The sequence below is a fragment of the Streptomyces sp. NPDC003011 genome (assembly GCF_053591515.1).
Genome location: NZ_JBSFTY010000077.1, coordinates 25,628 through 39,383 on the forward strand (window position 1 = coordinate 25,628; position 13,756 = coordinate 39,383).

The 13,756-nt window shown below is 71.7% G+C and carries 12 protein-coding genes and 1 pseudogene; 7 read left to right on the forward strand and 6 right to left on the reverse strand.

Features of this window, described 5'->3' with window-relative positions; translation table 11 throughout:
- Nucleotides 1-13 precede the first annotated feature (13 nt).
- The 4 genes from ACWD0J_RS31610 to ACWD0J_RS31625 form a co-directional block, all read right to left on the reverse strand.
- Entirely contained in the window at nt 14-613 is a 600-nt protein-coding gene (locus ACWD0J_RS31610; protein ID WP_451499273.1) for a DinB family protein, read from the reverse strand.
- Nucleotides 614-736: 123 nt separating this feature from the next.
- Entirely contained in the window at nt 737-1,633 is an 897-nt protein-coding gene (locus tag ACWD0J_RS31615) for an RNA polymerase sigma-70 factor (RefSeq protein ID WP_451499274.1), read from the reverse strand.
- Between the two features lie 215 nt (nt 1,634-1,848).
- On the reverse strand, nt 1,849-3,054 hold the full coding sequence (locus ACWD0J_RS31620; protein ID WP_451499275.1) for an NAD(P)/FAD-dependent oxidoreductase: 1,206 nt from the start codon (nt 3,052-3,054) through the stop codon (nt 1,849-1,851).
- 161 nt (nt 3,055-3,215) lie between these two features.
- Complete coding sequence (locus ACWD0J_RS31625; protein ID WP_451499276.1) at nt 3,216-3,851, reverse strand: TetR/AcrR family transcriptional regulator; 636 nt, start codon at nt 3,849-3,851, stop codon at nt 3,216-3,218.
- 222 nt (nt 3,852-4,073) lie between these two features.
- Here ACWD0J_RS31625 and ACWD0J_RS31630 point away from each other — a divergent pair, with 222 nt between their 5' ends.
- The 5 genes and pseudogenes from ACWD0J_RS31630 to ACWD0J_RS31650 all read left to right on the forward strand — a co-directional run bounded on the left by ACWD0J_RS31630 (nt 4,074) and on the right by ACWD0J_RS31650 (nt 7,500).
- Nucleotides 4,074-5,018, forward strand: coding sequence for an alpha/beta hydrolase family protein (locus ACWD0J_RS31630; RefSeq protein WP_451499277.1), 945 nt, complete (start codon nt 4,074-4,076; stop codon nt 5,016-5,018).
- Between the two features lie 123 nt (nt 5,019-5,141).
- Nucleotides 5,142-5,464, forward strand: a pseudogene (locus ACWD0J_RS31635) (TetR/AcrR family transcriptional regulator); the annotation flags it as partial.
- Nucleotides 5,465-5,508: 44 nt separating this feature from the next.
- A complete protein-coding gene (locus ACWD0J_RS31640; RefSeq protein WP_451499278.1) occupies nt 5,509-5,991 on the forward strand; it encodes a GNAT family N-acetyltransferase in 483 nt (160 codons plus the stop codon).
- Between the two features lie 145 nt (nt 5,992-6,136).
- Entirely contained in the window at nt 6,137-6,319 is a 183-nt protein-coding gene (locus tag ACWD0J_RS31645; RefSeq protein ID WP_451499286.1) for a hypothetical protein, read from the forward strand.
- Entirely contained in the window at nt 6,316-7,500 is a 1,185-nt protein-coding gene (locus ACWD0J_RS31650; protein WP_451499279.1) for a hypothetical protein, read from the forward strand. The genes ACWD0J_RS31645 and ACWD0J_RS31650 overlap by 4 nt, the downstream gene beginning before the upstream one ends.
- 45 nt (nt 7,501-7,545) lie before the next feature.
- Here the strand turns inward: ACWD0J_RS31650 and ACWD0J_RS31655 are convergent, their stop codons facing one another.
- On the reverse strand, nt 7,546-9,090 hold the full coding sequence (locus tag ACWD0J_RS31655; RefSeq protein ID WP_451499280.1) for a serine/threonine-protein kinase: 1,545 nt from the start codon (nt 9,088-9,090) through the stop codon (nt 7,546-7,548).
- A complete protein-coding gene (locus tag ACWD0J_RS31660; RefSeq protein ID WP_451499281.1) occupies nt 9,087-9,887 on the reverse strand; it encodes a serine/threonine protein kinase in 801 nt (266 codons plus the stop codon). Before ACWD0J_RS31660 ends, ACWD0J_RS31655 begins: the two co-directional genes overlap by 4 nt.
- A gap of 369 nt (nt 9,888-10,256) precedes the next feature.
- Between ACWD0J_RS31660 and ACWD0J_RS31665 the strand changes: the two genes are divergently transcribed.
- Nucleotides 10,257-11,609: an ATP-grasp domain-containing protein gene (locus tag ACWD0J_RS31665; protein ID WP_451499282.1), complete on the forward strand. Its 1,353-nt coding sequence runs from the start codon at nt 10,257-10,259 to the stop codon at nt 11,607-11,609.
- 16 nt (nt 11,610-11,625) lie between these two features.
- Nucleotides 11,626-13,665, forward strand: coding sequence for a CocE/NonD family hydrolase (locus ACWD0J_RS31670; RefSeq protein ID WP_451499283.1), 2,040 nt, complete (start codon nt 11,626-11,628; stop codon nt 13,663-13,665).
- Nucleotides 13,666-13,756 lie beyond the last annotated feature (91 nt).

A 13,756-nucleotide genomic window follows, 5' to 3' on the forward strand; every position in this document is an offset into this window, starting at 1 on the left:
AACCGCGAGGTGATCAGCCGTTGCCCACTTCCCGTGCCACCTGCTCCAGTCGGCGTCGGTGGTTCTCCCACCACGCCTGGTCTCCCGATGGCATGTTGTCGTTGCCCTTCACGAACCCGACGGTCCCGTCGATAAGTTCCCGCACGATGTCGGCGTGGCCGGCGTGCCGCTGAGTGTCGGAGATCACCCGCACCAGGATGTGGTGCAGCGTCACCTCCCGTCGCTCCTCCGGCCACCACGGGACGTGACCGATCGCGTCCAGCGGCAGCGTCGTGATCGTGCTGTCGGAGTGCTCCCACGCTCGCTGGTACAGCCCGACGATGTCTTCCCGTGACTCGGCCGCGGTGGCCCACATGTCCGCGGTGGGTTCGGCGTCCTCCGTGTACCACCAGGGCGGCGGTTCATCGTCGAAGAACGGCCGCCCGAAGGTGTCGCCGAAGTACCCCAGCTCCACGCTGGTGACGTGCTTGACGAGCCCCAGGAGGTTCGTGCCCGTGGGGGTCAGCGGGCGGCGGATGTCGTATTCCGAGAGCCCGTCGAGCTTCCACAACAGGGCGTCACGGCCGTCTTGCAGGTAACGCAGAAGGTCCGCTTTCGGATTCGCTTCGATCATGCCGGGCAGTCTTCCACTGCGCACTGACAACCCGTCTCGACCGGGCGACGCGGGCGCTGCTGCCGCGCGCTGCCCCGGCGTCGTCCCTCATCACCAGGTGGCCGCTCGTGCGCGTCGGAGCGTTCACCGCAGGGTGAGCGGGGTCTCGGATGCGACGTGGGACAGTTTCTCGGGGTTGCGGACGTAGTAGAGGCCGGTGATGCGGTTGTCCTCGACGCTGACCGCCATGACACCGTCGATCTCGCCGTCCAGGTGGACGAGGAGTGCCGGGCTGCCGTTGACCATGGTGGGAGCGACGGAGACCGGGCGGTTGTTCTTGTTGAGGCCACCGATCATGAAACGGGCCACCTTGTCGGCGCCGGTGATCGGCCGTGGCGCTGCCTGCTTGATCCCGCCGCCGTCGCCCATCAGGACGACCTCCGGCGCGAGCACCTCGAGGAGACGCCGCGGGTCCCTGGTTTCGAGCGCGCGCTGGAACGACTCCAGAGCCGCCCGGGTCTCGCTCGGGGAGACCGTCTGGCGGGGGCGGCGGGCATCGACGTGGCGGCGGGCGCGGTGGGCGATCTGGCGCACGGCGGCGGGGCTCTTGCCGACGGCGGCGGCGATCTCGTCGTAGCCGAAGTCGAAGGCCTCGCGCAGGACGAAGACGGCGCGCTCGGTCGGCGACAGGGTTTCGAGGACGAGCATGAGCGCCATCGACACACTCTCGGCGAGCTCGACGTCCTCGGCCACGTCCGGCGCGGTGAGCATGGGCTCGGGCAGCCATGGGCCGATGTACGCCTCCTTGCGGCGCTTCAAGGTACGCAGCCGGTTGAGCGACTGCCGGGTCGTGATCCGGACCAGGTAGGCGCGGTGGTCGCGCACCTCCGCCAGATCCACCGTGACCCATTTCAGCCAGGTCTCCTGGAGGACGTCCTCGGCGTCGGCCGCCGATCCGAGCATCTCGTAGGCGACGGTGAAGAGCAGGTTGCGGTGGGCGACGAACGTCTCGGTCGCCGGGTCAGGTGCCTGGTCGTTCATCGCTCGGTCCCTCTCGTTCGCGGCCGGATCCGGTCGGCGGCGGCTGTCGGTCGTGTGTCGGTCGTGCACGCACAGCAGGGTTCTTCTCGTGGGCGGGCGCCGGGTCCCACCTGCCTGTTCGGCGCGATCGTGAAGGGGACACCGTCCGGCGCACGGCTGTGACACACCGTGCGGCGATGCCCTGAAGTCGGGGCACCGCCGCGCGGCATGCCTGGCTAGGCCGCCCGTTCCGCGGTGGCCGGCGCCTCGGCGCGCTCGGCCTGCAGCAGCTGCCGGCGCTTGGCGCCTCCTGAGATGCGGTGCATGCGGTACGCACCGGGTTCGCGGGCCTCGTCGGCCAGGTGCTTGACGACGCCCCTGCACACGAACTCCTTGAGCTTCGCGCCCGGGCGGCCGGCGATGTGGAACCACACGGCGACGTCGTACCTGTGGGCGAACTGGAAGATTCCGGCGCGTCGGCCCAGGCTGATGCACTGGCCGGCGAACGCCTGGTTGAGCGTCGAGGGCTGCTCACCCGCGATCCGGCTGAGCACCGTGTCGGCGGCCCGCGCGCCCAGCGGCATCGCGGCCTGGCAGCTCATCCGCAGCGGCAGGTCCGACGGTGCCGCCGAGTCACCGGCCGCGACGATGCGCACGTCGTCCACGCTGGTCAACGTCTCGTCCGTGAGCAGGCGGCCCAGGGCGTCGGTGCTCAGCCCGCTGCGCACCGCCAGGTCCGGCACGCCGAATCCGGCGGTCCAGACCGTCACCTTGCTCGGCAGTTCCCGGCCGTCGCTGAGCCGCACGGCATCGCGGGTCACCGCCGTCACCTTCGTGCCGGGGCCGTCGAGCACGGCCACACCGAGTCGGGCCAGCCGCCTGGCGACCGAGCGCCGGCCCCGGGGGTGCAGGTAGGGGCCGAGCGCTCCTCCGCAGACCAGGGTCACGGCACGGCCCGCCTCCGCCAGCTCGGCGGCGGTCTCGATGCCGCTCGGACCGGCTCCGACGACCGTCACCGGGGCCGAGGCGGGCGCGGCGTCGAGGACCGGCCGCAGCCGCTGCGCCTCCTCCAGGCTGGTGATCGGGTAGGCGAACTCCGCCGCCCCGGGCACACGCGGGTCGGCACTGCCACTGCCCACCGCGTAGATCAGATAGTCGTAGCCGACCGTGTCGCCCGACGCCAGCGTCACGTCGCGCCCGGCCACGTCGATCCGGGTCACGCTGTCGACTACCAGCCGGACGCGCTCGCCCAGAACCTCTCGGTAGTCGACGACCGCGTCGTCGGACCCGCCCACCAGCTGGTGCAGGCGGATCCGCTCGACGAAGGTCCGGCGCGGATTGATCAGCGTCACTGTCACATCGTCGCGCTGCGTCAGACGATTCGCCGCCATGACGCCGGCGTAGCCGCCGCCGATCACGACCACATCGGTGTTCTGGGTCACGGGGTCTCCTTCGTTCCGAGGTGCTCAGGCCCTCAAGACACCGCTGCGTCGAGCGTTGTGACAGCCTGTGGGACAGATCACTTCGCCGGACGGGCTCGAACGCGGGGTGCGGCTGGGGCCTGCCCCGCGCGGGGACGGTCCCGGCGGCGGAGGTCCACCCGTCACGCGGGGGCGGCGCCAGGTCGTCGAGCGCGGGGCTCCGCGGTCTGGGGCGGTCGGCGCAGCCCCGCCACGAGGAGCTCGACCAGTCGGCGGGCGTCGTAGCGGGGGTCGCTGTCCGCGCCGATGCAGAGGTTTCCGACACCGCGCATGAGGTGGTAGGCGCTGAGGTCGGAGCGGATCTCGCCGGAGGCGGCGGCGGCGTCGAGGAGCTGGGTGCACACCGGCAGGAGCCGGTCGAGGAAGTAGGCGTGCAGCGTTTCGAAGCCGGCTTCGTCGGACCGCAGCGCGGCGGCGAGTCCGTGCTTGGTGACCAGGAAGTCGACGAACAGGTCGATCCACCGTCCGAGGGCGGCGTGAGGTGTCGGGCCGGCCGCCAGCAAAGCCGGGCCCGCCTCGGCGCAGGCGTCGACCTGGTGACGGTAGACGGCGATGATCAGGTCCGCCCGCGTCGGGAAGTGACGGTAGATGGTGCCCATCCCGACGCCGGCCTTGGCCGCGATGTCCCGTACGGGCGCTTCCACGCCCGACGTGACGAAGACGGCGGCGGCCGCGTCGAGCAAGGTCTCCTTGTTCCGCCGGGCGTCCTTCCGCTTGGGCTGAGCCGCGCGCTCCGCGCCTTCGTCGCTGCCGTTCACCACGCCGCTCCCTTTCGCCGAGCCGGGCTTGCCAAACCGGAACACCGTTCCGTATCGTTTCCGGAACGAGGTTCCGCTTGCTCATGATGTCAGAGCCCGGGGCCCGCCACCAAGCCACGCAGGCGTACGGGACGTACGACGCCCAGCCCGCCCGGCCCCCCGTACCGCAGACCGCCGGGCCCGCCCACCCGCCGCCCGAAGACACCGAACGGAAGTACTCCCATGCCCGACCCGAACACCGCGACCCCGCAGAAGCACGCCGGTGCGACCCCTGCGATCGTGTCCGTGAAGCCGGTCGTCCTGCCCGCTCCCGGCCGCGGCGAGGACCTCCAGGTCCGCGTGTCCGCACCGGTGACCGGCGGGGACCTGCCCGTCCTCGTCTTCTCGCACGGCTACGGCTCGTCGATGGACGGCTACGCCCCGCTGGCGGACTTCTGGGCCGCTCACGGCTTCGTGGTCCTGCAACCCACCCATCTCGACTCCCGGACGCTCGGCCTCCCTGCCGACGACTCCCGTACGCCGCGGATGTGGCGCTTTCGGATCGAGGACGTCAAGCGCGTCCTCGACGAGCTCGACGTCCTGGAAGCCTCCCTGCCGGGCCTCGGCGGACGCCTGGACCGCGGCCGCGTCGCGGTGGCCGGTCACTCCTGGGGCGCCCAGACGGTGAGCGCCCTGCTGGGCGCGCGCGTGCTGGATTCGGACGGCGTCCCGAGGGAGGACCTGTCCGACCCGCGGGTCAAGGCGGGGGTGCTGCTCGCGCTGACCGGCCGGGGCGGCGACGACCTGTCCCCGTTCGCGGCCGAGCACTTCCCCTTCATGAACCCGTCCTTCGACCACATGAGCACGCCGGCTCTGATCGTCGCCGGGGACCAGGACCAGTCCGCGCTGACCACGCGGGGGCCGGACTGGTTCACCGACCCGTACTTCCTCAGCCCGGGAGACAAGAGCCTGCTCACGCTGTCCGGCGCGGAGCACTCGCTCGGCGGCGTCTGCGGGTACGACGCCGCCGAGACGACCGACGCGAGCCCTGAGCGAGTCGCCGTGGTCCAGCGGCTCACCTGGGCTTACCTGCGCAGCGCCCTCCACCCCGAGGACACCGCCTGGCAGGCGGCGTGCTCCGCACTGGAGGAAGACCCCCGCCCGCTGGGAAAGCTGCAGAGCAAGTAGACAGACCTCACACCGCGCAACGCCTCTCAGCGCAGGACGAGGGGCGTTGCGCGGCGTGAGCACGGCAGGGGGGCGGCGAGAAGCCGTACGAGGGAGGCGGCCGAGGCCGCGGTGAGCCGTGCGATGGAGCTGTTTGGACGCGCGGCTACGAGGCGACCTCGGTACGCGAGCCGACCGGGCATCTGGGCATCGGACAGGGATCCCTGTACGCCGCGTTCGGCGACAAGCACGGCTTGTACCGGGCCGCACTCCAGCGCTACCGCACCACCCTCGCGGCAGCCGCCCTGCGCGACCTCGAAGAAGGAGCGGACGCCCGTTCGGCGCTCCGCGCGATGCTGGTCGAGCGGGTACGGATCGCGGTCGAGGACGACGGCCGGGGCTGCCTGGCCGTCAATGCCACCTGCGAGCGCCTGCCGGAGGACGCGTCGACGCGGCGCAGACTCAGGCAGGCGTCGTCACGAAGGGGCTTCCTGTGCGTAATACTCTTCCTATGGATTCGAGCATTACGCCTGGGGGCGGGCCGGCAACGATACGGCGGGCCGTCGCGCGGGACGCCAAACGGCTCACGCGGCTCGTGCGGGGCTCACGCGCCTACGAGGGGCAGTACGCGGCCATGGTCGCCGGCTACCGGGTGGGCCCCGACTACATCGAGACCCACCGCGTCTTCGTGGCCGTCGCCGGCGACGCGCACCAGAGCCGTGTCCTCGGGTTCTACTCGCTCGTCCTCGCCCCGCCGGAGCTCGACCTGCTGTTCGTCGCCGACGGGGCACAGGGGCGTGGCCTGGGACGGCTGCTCGTCGCGCACATGCGGTCCGAGGCCCGCGCCGCCGGACTCGACCGTGTCCGCGTGGTGTCGCATCCTCCCGCCGAGGGTTTCTACCGCAGCGTGGGCGCGGTGCGCACCGGGACCGCGTCCGCGAACCCGCCCGCCGTGGTCTGGGACCGTCCCGAGCTGGATTTCCTCATTCCTTGACCGGTCCGGAGACGACCGCACCTGCCCTGGGTGCCACCGCCGGGCGCTCGCCCCCCCTGACATCCGTCAGGACCGCTCGCACCGTGGTTCTTCCTACTGTGTCGGCGTGGCCTGCGGGCTGCTTCGACGACAGGAGGGCCGCGTCGTGGCCCTGGTCTTCCGGGCCCTCGTGGCCGACTCCGAAAGGCATGACGTGCGCAGACTTCTCCACGGCACCGCCCAGGCCCAGGCGGCCCACTCCCGCCACTACCCCAACTCCCAGGAGGGCTTGTACCGCAACCTCGATCCGGTCGAATCGGTGACGCTCACGGAACGGCAGCCGGCATGAGGGGCAGATGGGCGACGGCCGTAGCCGCGTTACTGCTGGTGGGCAGCGCGACGGCATCGGCCGCGGCCGACGTCCCGGCCGACCGCCGGACCGGCACCACCGCGGTGTCGACGGCGGTCGTGCCGGCGGGCGTCACCGCCGGAGTGGCGGTGTTCGACCGGCGGACGGGCACGTTCACCGAACAGGTCGACGCGCAGGCGCAGTTCCGGTCCGCCTCGGTCGTCAAGCTGCTGCTGGCCCTGGACTACCTGTGGAACCGCGGGCCCACCTACGCCGTCCCAGCCGCGGACCGGGCCTGGCTGGAGCCGATGCTGCGCAGCAGCCACGACACGGCGGCCAGCAACTACTGGACGGCGAACGGCGGTTCGGCGATCATCAGCCGGATGGTGACCCGGCTGGGGCTGAGCGACACCGCGCCGCCGCCCGCCGGGTCCGAGGGGTTCTGGGGTTACACCGCGCTCTCGGCCCGGGACACGGTGACCATCTACCGCTACATCCTGGAGAAGGCGCCGGCTCCCGTGCGCGACTTCGTCATGGGCAACCTGCGCCAGTCGACGCGTTGCGCCTCGGACGACTTCGACCAGCACTTCGGGATCGCCGGGGCGTTCGACCGCCCGTGGGCGGTGAAGCAGGGCTGGGCGGGCCGGTACACGGCGGCGGACACGTGCGGTCCGCAGGGCAGCGCGGCGGCGACGGAGTCATCGTCCGCGTCGGCGGCCGGGCCGGGCACGCGGTCTGCGGCGGCGGTGGACCTGACCCGTCCGGCGCTGCACACCACGGGCACGGTGGGCGCGGACGACCGGGTCATCGTGGCCGTACTGACGCTGCACCCGGTCGGCACCTCGTACGGGAAGGCGTACACGGACATCGGGCGGCTGACCCGCTCGCTGAACGTGCCGGGTGCGGCGCGGCCCGCCGGGACCTGGTACGGGACCTGGGGCGACGGCGTGAACGTCCGTGCGGACTCCTCCACCGGTGACGCTCCGCTCACCCGGCTGCCCGCCGGAGTGGAGGTGCTGGTGGGCTGCCAGGAGCGGGGCCAGATGGTCTCCGTGCCGCCCTACACCAACGAGTGGTGGGCCTATCTGCCCCAGTACGGCGGCTACATCTCCAACATCTACATCAGCTCGCCGGAGAACCGGCTGCCCGACGTCCCGGAGTGCGGCACTCAGCAGCGGTGACCAAGGGGGACAGACGCGAGCGGTGGGCCGGAACAGGGGACCGGCTCACCGCTCGTACTCGGCGAGGTAGCGCAGCACCCGGTCGACGTGCGGCCGGACCCGCCCGGGGACGCCGCCGTTCTCGATGACGGTGCGGTCACTGGTGCGGTAGCCGGCCGTGACCAGTGCGGGCAGGTCCTTCTTCGGCAGGTCCGCCTGCTTGAAGCGCTGGTCGAGCCAGCACACGTACACGCTCATGGTGGCGATCGCGTCCGGCGGCGACAGGTGGTCCTTGTCGCCGTCGCCGTCGCCGTCCACCGCCCAGGCCCGGAACACCGACGGCGTCCACATGGCGATGCCGTACTCGTCGCTGGCCGGGCGGGCGGCGTTCACGTCGAAACCGCTCTCCGCCTTGAGCATCGCGGCGAGCAGGGCGGGCGTGACCTCCTCGTCGGTGCAGCGGTGGGCGGCCTTGGTGATGACCGGGCGCAGTGCCTTCGGCACGTCGGAGTCGGCGGGGATCTCGCCGGACGCCGCACTGCGCGCGCCGGTGACCACGGCGGGGGTGCCGCGGTCGTCGCCCTCGGAGCCGTCCTCGTCCCCGAGCAGCGCCGCCCCGGCGACGGCGGCGGCGGTCAGGCCCACCAGTGCGGCGGCGACGGCCGGGGCCAGGCGCCTGCGACGGCCCCGTCGCCCGCCCGCCAGCTGCTCGACGCGGCGCAGGACGGTCCCGGCCGTGTGCGGGAGGCGGGAGGTGTGGTCCGGGGCGAGACAGTCGGCGATCAGCCGGCGCCAGCCCTCGTCGAGCCCGGCGTCCAGCCGCAGCGGTGCGGTGCCGCGCACGTAGGTCTGAGCGGCGAGTGAGCGGGCCCGGGCCGTCGCGCCCGGGAACGGGTGGAGACCGCCGGTGAGCACCTGGTGGGCGAGGACACCGAAGGCCCAGATGTCGGCGGTGGGCCGGATCACCGAGCCGTGGGTGCCGGTGCGCTGGGACCACCACTCGGGCGGCAGGTGGTCCAGGGTGCCGAGCGGCGGCAGGTGGGCGTGGCTGCCGTCGAGTTCCGTGGCCAGTCCGAAGTCCGCCAGCCAGACCTCCCCCTCGGCGCCCAGCAGGACGTTGGCGGGCTTGAGGTCGCCGTGCACCCAGCCGGCGCCGTGCATGTGGGCGAGCCCGGCGGCGACCCCGTGCAGGATCCGGCCCGCGCCGGCGACCGGGCGGCCGGTCCCGGCGGCGTCGAGCGCGTCCTTCAGGCTGCCCTCGGCCCGGTCCATGACCAGCGCGATCGCCCCGTCCAGCGCCGGCACCTCAGGTGCCTCGACGGTGCACACGGCACGGGTGCGCACCAGGTGGGGGTGGTCCGCCCCGGCGCTGAACCGCACCTCACGCGCGACGAGTTCACCGAGCGCGGCGCGCTGCCCGGGAGCCAGCGCACCGGTCGGCAGCACCTTGACCGCGGCGGACGTGCCGTCGGCGACCGTACGGGCCTCGTACACGGTGCCCCAGCCGCCGGAGCCGATGACCGCGCCGAGCTCCCAGCCGTCGACGCGGAAGCCGGCCGGCAGGCGGGGCGGCGGTGCGCCCAGGGCCTCGTCGGCGTCGGGCGCCGTCATGCGCGGGCCTCCTGCGGGGCGGGGCGCCCGCCGCTGCGGGACGGCAGCAGGGCGAGGTGTTCCTCGCGGACCAGACCGAAGCGGAGCGCCACGGAGGCCAGCCGGGCACGTTTGGCGCCGGTGCGCACCCCGTCGGCCCCCGGCTCCTCGCCGATGTCGAGGCGCAGCTTGGCGAAGGCCAGGTAGTCGATGTGGTAGTTCACCGCCGAGCGCGTCAGATCGCGGCACACCGCCAGCGGGCGCAGCCGTTCCACGATGTCTCCGACACCGGGCAGTGCCGTGTCCGCGGGGTCTCGCAGCCGCGGTTCGCACAGGGCGACCAGGACGAGGAAGTACTTGGACGTCGGGTCCAGGGCGAAGGGGTGGACGGTCTGCTCACCGGCGCCGTCTGCGGAGTGCTCGCCGAGGTAGGCGTGTTGCGGCGCGAACACCTTGAAGGCGGCGTTCCCCGTCAGCGCGGGCAGCACGACCCGGGCGAACTCGAACGGCACGGGTGCGCCGAGGCGTCCCGGGGCCACGGTGATGTACTCGCCGGCGCCCTCCAGGTTCTCCACCGCGTAGGACACGCTGCGGCTGAAGTTGGACAGCCGCCAGTAGTCCCCGGCCGCTTCCAGTTGCCCGGCTCTGCGCGAGATGCCGGGATCGGCCAGGACGATGTCCACCCCTCCGCCGCCGGGCAGACCGCGCCCGAAGTCGACGATGTCGCCGGGACCCAGGTGCAGCAGCTCTGGCCTGCCGGTCTCGTCCGCCGCCGACCGCGCTGCGCCGCCCGGCAACTGGACGATGATCGTTTCCATTGTTCTGACTCCCCCGATTTGGACGCCAGGATTGTACGCGTGGATGTCACCGACCGGCGTCCCGGTGCCTCCAGCGCCCCGCGGTCCGGTCGGCCGCCCCCATGCTGAACCCCGTTCCGGCCGTCGAACACCCGGCACGCCGAGGGGAGTTGCCGGATTTCGCACCCCGGAGAAGACGCCTGGCGAGGACGCCTGGGACAGGACACCTGGCAGCGTACGCCGCCGCACGGCCACGAGCGCCCGAACGCAGAGCTGCGTGGCCGAGCGCGGTCCCTCCGGGGGCGTCGGCCGTCCCGGAGGTTGGCCGTGCGCCTCACGGGTACCCCGACGATCTTCCGAACCGAGCCGTGGAAGAACAGGAAGATGCCCGTGCCTGACAATCCAGTGCCCGACAAGAACGCGAACGACACGAGCGCGAACGAGGCGAAGAACGTCTTCGTGATCGGTCTCGACGAGGCCAACCTGCCGACACTCCAGGCAGTGCCGGCCGCGAAGGCGCTGCGTCTTCACCCTCTGCTGTCGATCGAGGAACTGCAGGGCGGCGAGGTGTCGGTGCCGGACCTCATCGACAGGGCCCGGGAGGTGCTGGACGCCTTCGACGGAAGCATCGACGCGATCGTCGGCTACTGGGACTTCCCGGTCAGCACCCTCATCCCGATCCTCAGCGAGCGCTACGGCACCCGCAGCACCAGCCTGGAGTCGGTGGTCAAGTGCGAGCACAAGTACTGGAGCCGACTGGAACAGCAGAAGGCCACCGACCGGATCCCGCGCTTCGGCAAGGTCGATCTGGAGGCCGGCGACCCGCGTCCTCCCGAGGGCGTGCGGTTCCCCATGTGGCTCAAGCCCGCCCTCTCGTACTCCTCCGAACTGGCCTTCGGCGTCAAGGACATGGACGAGTTCCGTGCCGCCGTCGCCGAGATCCGTGAGGGGATCTCCCGGGTCGGCCGGCCCTTCGAGTACATCCTCGACCGCATCGAGCTGCCGCCCGAGATGGACGGCGTCGGCGGCCGGGTCTGCCTCGCGGAAGAGGCGATGACGGGCATCCAGGTCGCCGTCGAGGGCTACGTCCACCGGGGCGAGGTGACCGTCTACGGCGCGTTGGACTCCATCAACTACCCCGGCACCTCGTCCTTCCTGCGCCACCAGTACCCCTCGACGCTGCCGCCGCAGGTGATCGGACAGCTCCACGACGTCACCGACCGCGTGATGCGCCAGATCGGCTTCGACTCGGCCACCTTCAGCGTGGAGTACTTCTACGACCCGAAGACCCAGGAGATCAGCCTGCTGGAGATCAACCCCCGGCATTCCCAGTCCCACGCCGAGCTCTTCCAGTACGTCGACGGCGTACCCAACCACCACTGCATGCTCAGCCTCGCCCTCGGGGACGACCCGCGCATGCCGCACCGCGAGGGGCCGTACGCGATGGCCGCGAAGTGGTACCACCGCTGGTTCACCGACGGGGTGGTGAGTCATGTGCCCTCGTCCGAGGACATCGCCCGTATCGAGCGGGAGACCGACGGCGTACGGGTGGACGTCACGCCCGAGGAGGGGCAGCGGCTGTCGGACATGTCCCAGCAGGACAGCTACAGCTTCGAGCTCGCCCACGTCTTCACCGGCGGCAGCGACGAGGAGGACCTGCGCAGGAAGTACGACCACTGCGTGGCCGCACTGGGACTCACCTTCGACGAGAGCCCGCGACAGGACCAGAACCCGCAGAAGTGAGGAGCGCGTCGGCCTTATGCGTCACGTGACCAACCTGCCGTACGCCACCGAGGAAGAGGAGCACGTCCGTATCACCATGTCCGACGGCGTCCGGCTGTCGGCCCGCGTCTGGCGTCCCACGTCCTCGGACGACGATCCCGTGCCCGCGGTGCTGGAGTGCGTCCCCTACCGCAAACGCGACCTCACCTCCGTACGGGACTCCATCCACCACCCGTACATCGCCGGGCACGGCTACGCCTGTGTCCGCGTCGACGTGCGCGGCACCGGTGACTCGGAGGGGGTGCTGGAGGACGAGTACCTGGAACGGGAACAGGCCGACGCGGAAGAGGTCCTCGCCTGGCTGGCCGACCAGCCCTGGTGCGACGGCACCACCGGCATGATGGGGATCTCCTGGGGTGCCTTCTCCGCCCTCCAGGTGGCCGCCCGGCGGCCGCCGAGCCTGCGCGCCATCGTCATCGCGTCCTTCACCGACGACCGGCACGCCGACGACATGCACTACATGGGCGGCGCCATGCTGTCGGACAACCTCGCCGAGGCGGGCACCATGTTCGCCTACGCCACCTGCCCGCCCGACCCCGCCGTGGTCGGCGACCGCTGGCGCGACATGTGGCACGAACGCCTGGAGAACACCGGCCCCTGGGTCCTTCCGTGGCTGCGCCACCAGCGCCGCGACGACTACTGGCGCCATGCCTCCGTCTCCGAGAACTACCAGGACGTCCAGTGTCCCGTCCTCGCCTCCAGCGGCTGGGCGGACGGCTACTCCAACGCCGTGACCCGCCTGCTCGGCAACCTGGACGTGCCCCGCAAGGGACTGATCGGCCCCTGGTCGCACAAGTTCCCCCACCTCGGAGAACCCGGACCGGCCATCGGCTACCTCCAGGAGGTGGTGCGATGGTGGGACCACTGGCTCAAGGGCGTCGACAACGGCGTCATGGACGGCCCCATGCTGCGTACGTGGATGCAGGACAGCGTTCCCCCGTCCACGTCGTACGAGGAACGGCCGGGCCGCTGGGTCGCGGAACCCACGTGGCCGTCTCCGCACATCCACCCGGTCACGTACCCGCTGACCCGGCACAGGATCGGCGCCCCGGACGAGGACGGGCCGGCCGGTGAAGCGGGCGGCGCCGCGATGACGGTGCGCTCGCCGCTGTCCGTCGGCCAGTTCGCGGGCAAGTGGGCCTCCTACAACGCGCCCCCGGACCTGCCCTACGACCAGCGTGAGGAGGACGGCGGCTCCCTCGTCTTCGAGACCGAGCCCCTGACCGAACGCCTGGAGATCCTGGGCTCGCCGTCCGTGGAGCTCGACGTCTCGGCCGACGAGCCGGTCGCGATGGTGGCCGCGCGCCTGTCCGACGTGAGCCCCGACGGCGCCGCCACCCGTGTCACGTACGGTCTGCTCAACCTCACCCGGCGGGACAGCGCCGAGCACCCCGAGCCACTGGAGCCGGGCCGGCGCTACCGCGCGACCGTCCAGCTCAACGGAGTGGCGCAGGCGTTCCCGCCCGGACACCGCATCCGTCTCTCCCTGTCCACGTCGTACTGGCCGCTCGCCTGGCCGCCGCCCGGACCGGCCCTCCTCAGCGTCCACGAGGGCTCCAGCACCCTCACGCTCCCGGTCCGTCCCACGGACGAACCCGACGACGTGTCCTCGAACCCGTTCGACGAGCCCGAGGGGACCCCGCCGCTGTCCGTGACCCGGCTGACGCCCCCGGAGCAGCGGTGGGACGTGAAACGGGACCTGATCGACTATCACTCCGAGCTGGAGATCGTGAAGGACCAGGGTCTGGTCCGCTTCGACGAGATCGGGCTCGACGTCGGCCGCCGCGCCTACGAGCGCTACGCGACCGTCGCCGACGACTTCACGTCGGTCAGCGGCGAGTCCACCTGGACCATGCGGTTCCGGCGTGACGACTGGGACGTCCGCGTGGTGACGCACACCCGGCTCAGCTGCGACGAGCGGGACTTCTTCGTGGACGCCACCCTGGACGGCTACGAGGGCGAGCGCCGGATCTTCTCCCGCACGTGGAACGAGACGGTGCCGCGCGACCTGCTCTAGGGCCTGTGTGATGTCGTGATCAATCAGTCGCCTTCAGCAGGTCGTTGATCCAGATCATGGAGGCGCGGAGATAGAGGCCGGCGAGGTAGCT

Bases quoted from the DNA above. Each gene is read 5' to 3' on its own strand.
- ACWD0J_RS31610 (WP_451499273.1), bottom strand. From the start codon at position 613: ATGATCGAAGCGAATCCGAAAGCGGACCTTCTGCGTTACCTGCAAGAC.
- ACWD0J_RS31615 (WP_451499274.1), bottom strand. From the start codon at position 1,633: ATGAACGACCAGGCACCTGACCCGGCGACCGAGACGTTCGTCGCCCAC.
- ACWD0J_RS31630 (WP_451499277.1), top strand. From the start codon at position 4,074: ATGCCCGACCCGAACACCGCGACCCCGCAGAAGCACGCCGGTGCGACC.
- ACWD0J_RS31640 (WP_451499278.1), top strand. From the start codon at position 5,509: ATGGATTCGAGCATTACGCCTGGGGGCGGGCCGGCAACGATACGGCGG.
- ACWD0J_RS31650 (WP_451499279.1), top strand. From the start codon at position 6,316: ATGAGGGGCAGATGGGCGACGGCCGTAGCCGCGTTACTGCTGGTGGGC.
- ACWD0J_RS31655 (WP_451499280.1), bottom strand. From the start codon at position 9,090: ATGACGGCGCCCGACGCCGACGAGGCCCTGGGCGCACCGCCGCCCCGC.
- ACWD0J_RS31660 (WP_451499281.1), bottom strand. From the start codon at position 9,887: ATGGAAACGATCATCGTCCAGTTGCCGGGCGGCGCAGCGCGGTCGGCG.
- ACWD0J_RS31670 (WP_451499283.1), top strand. From the start codon at position 11,626: ATGCGTCACGTGACCAACCTGCCGTACGCCACCGAGGAAGAGGAGCAC.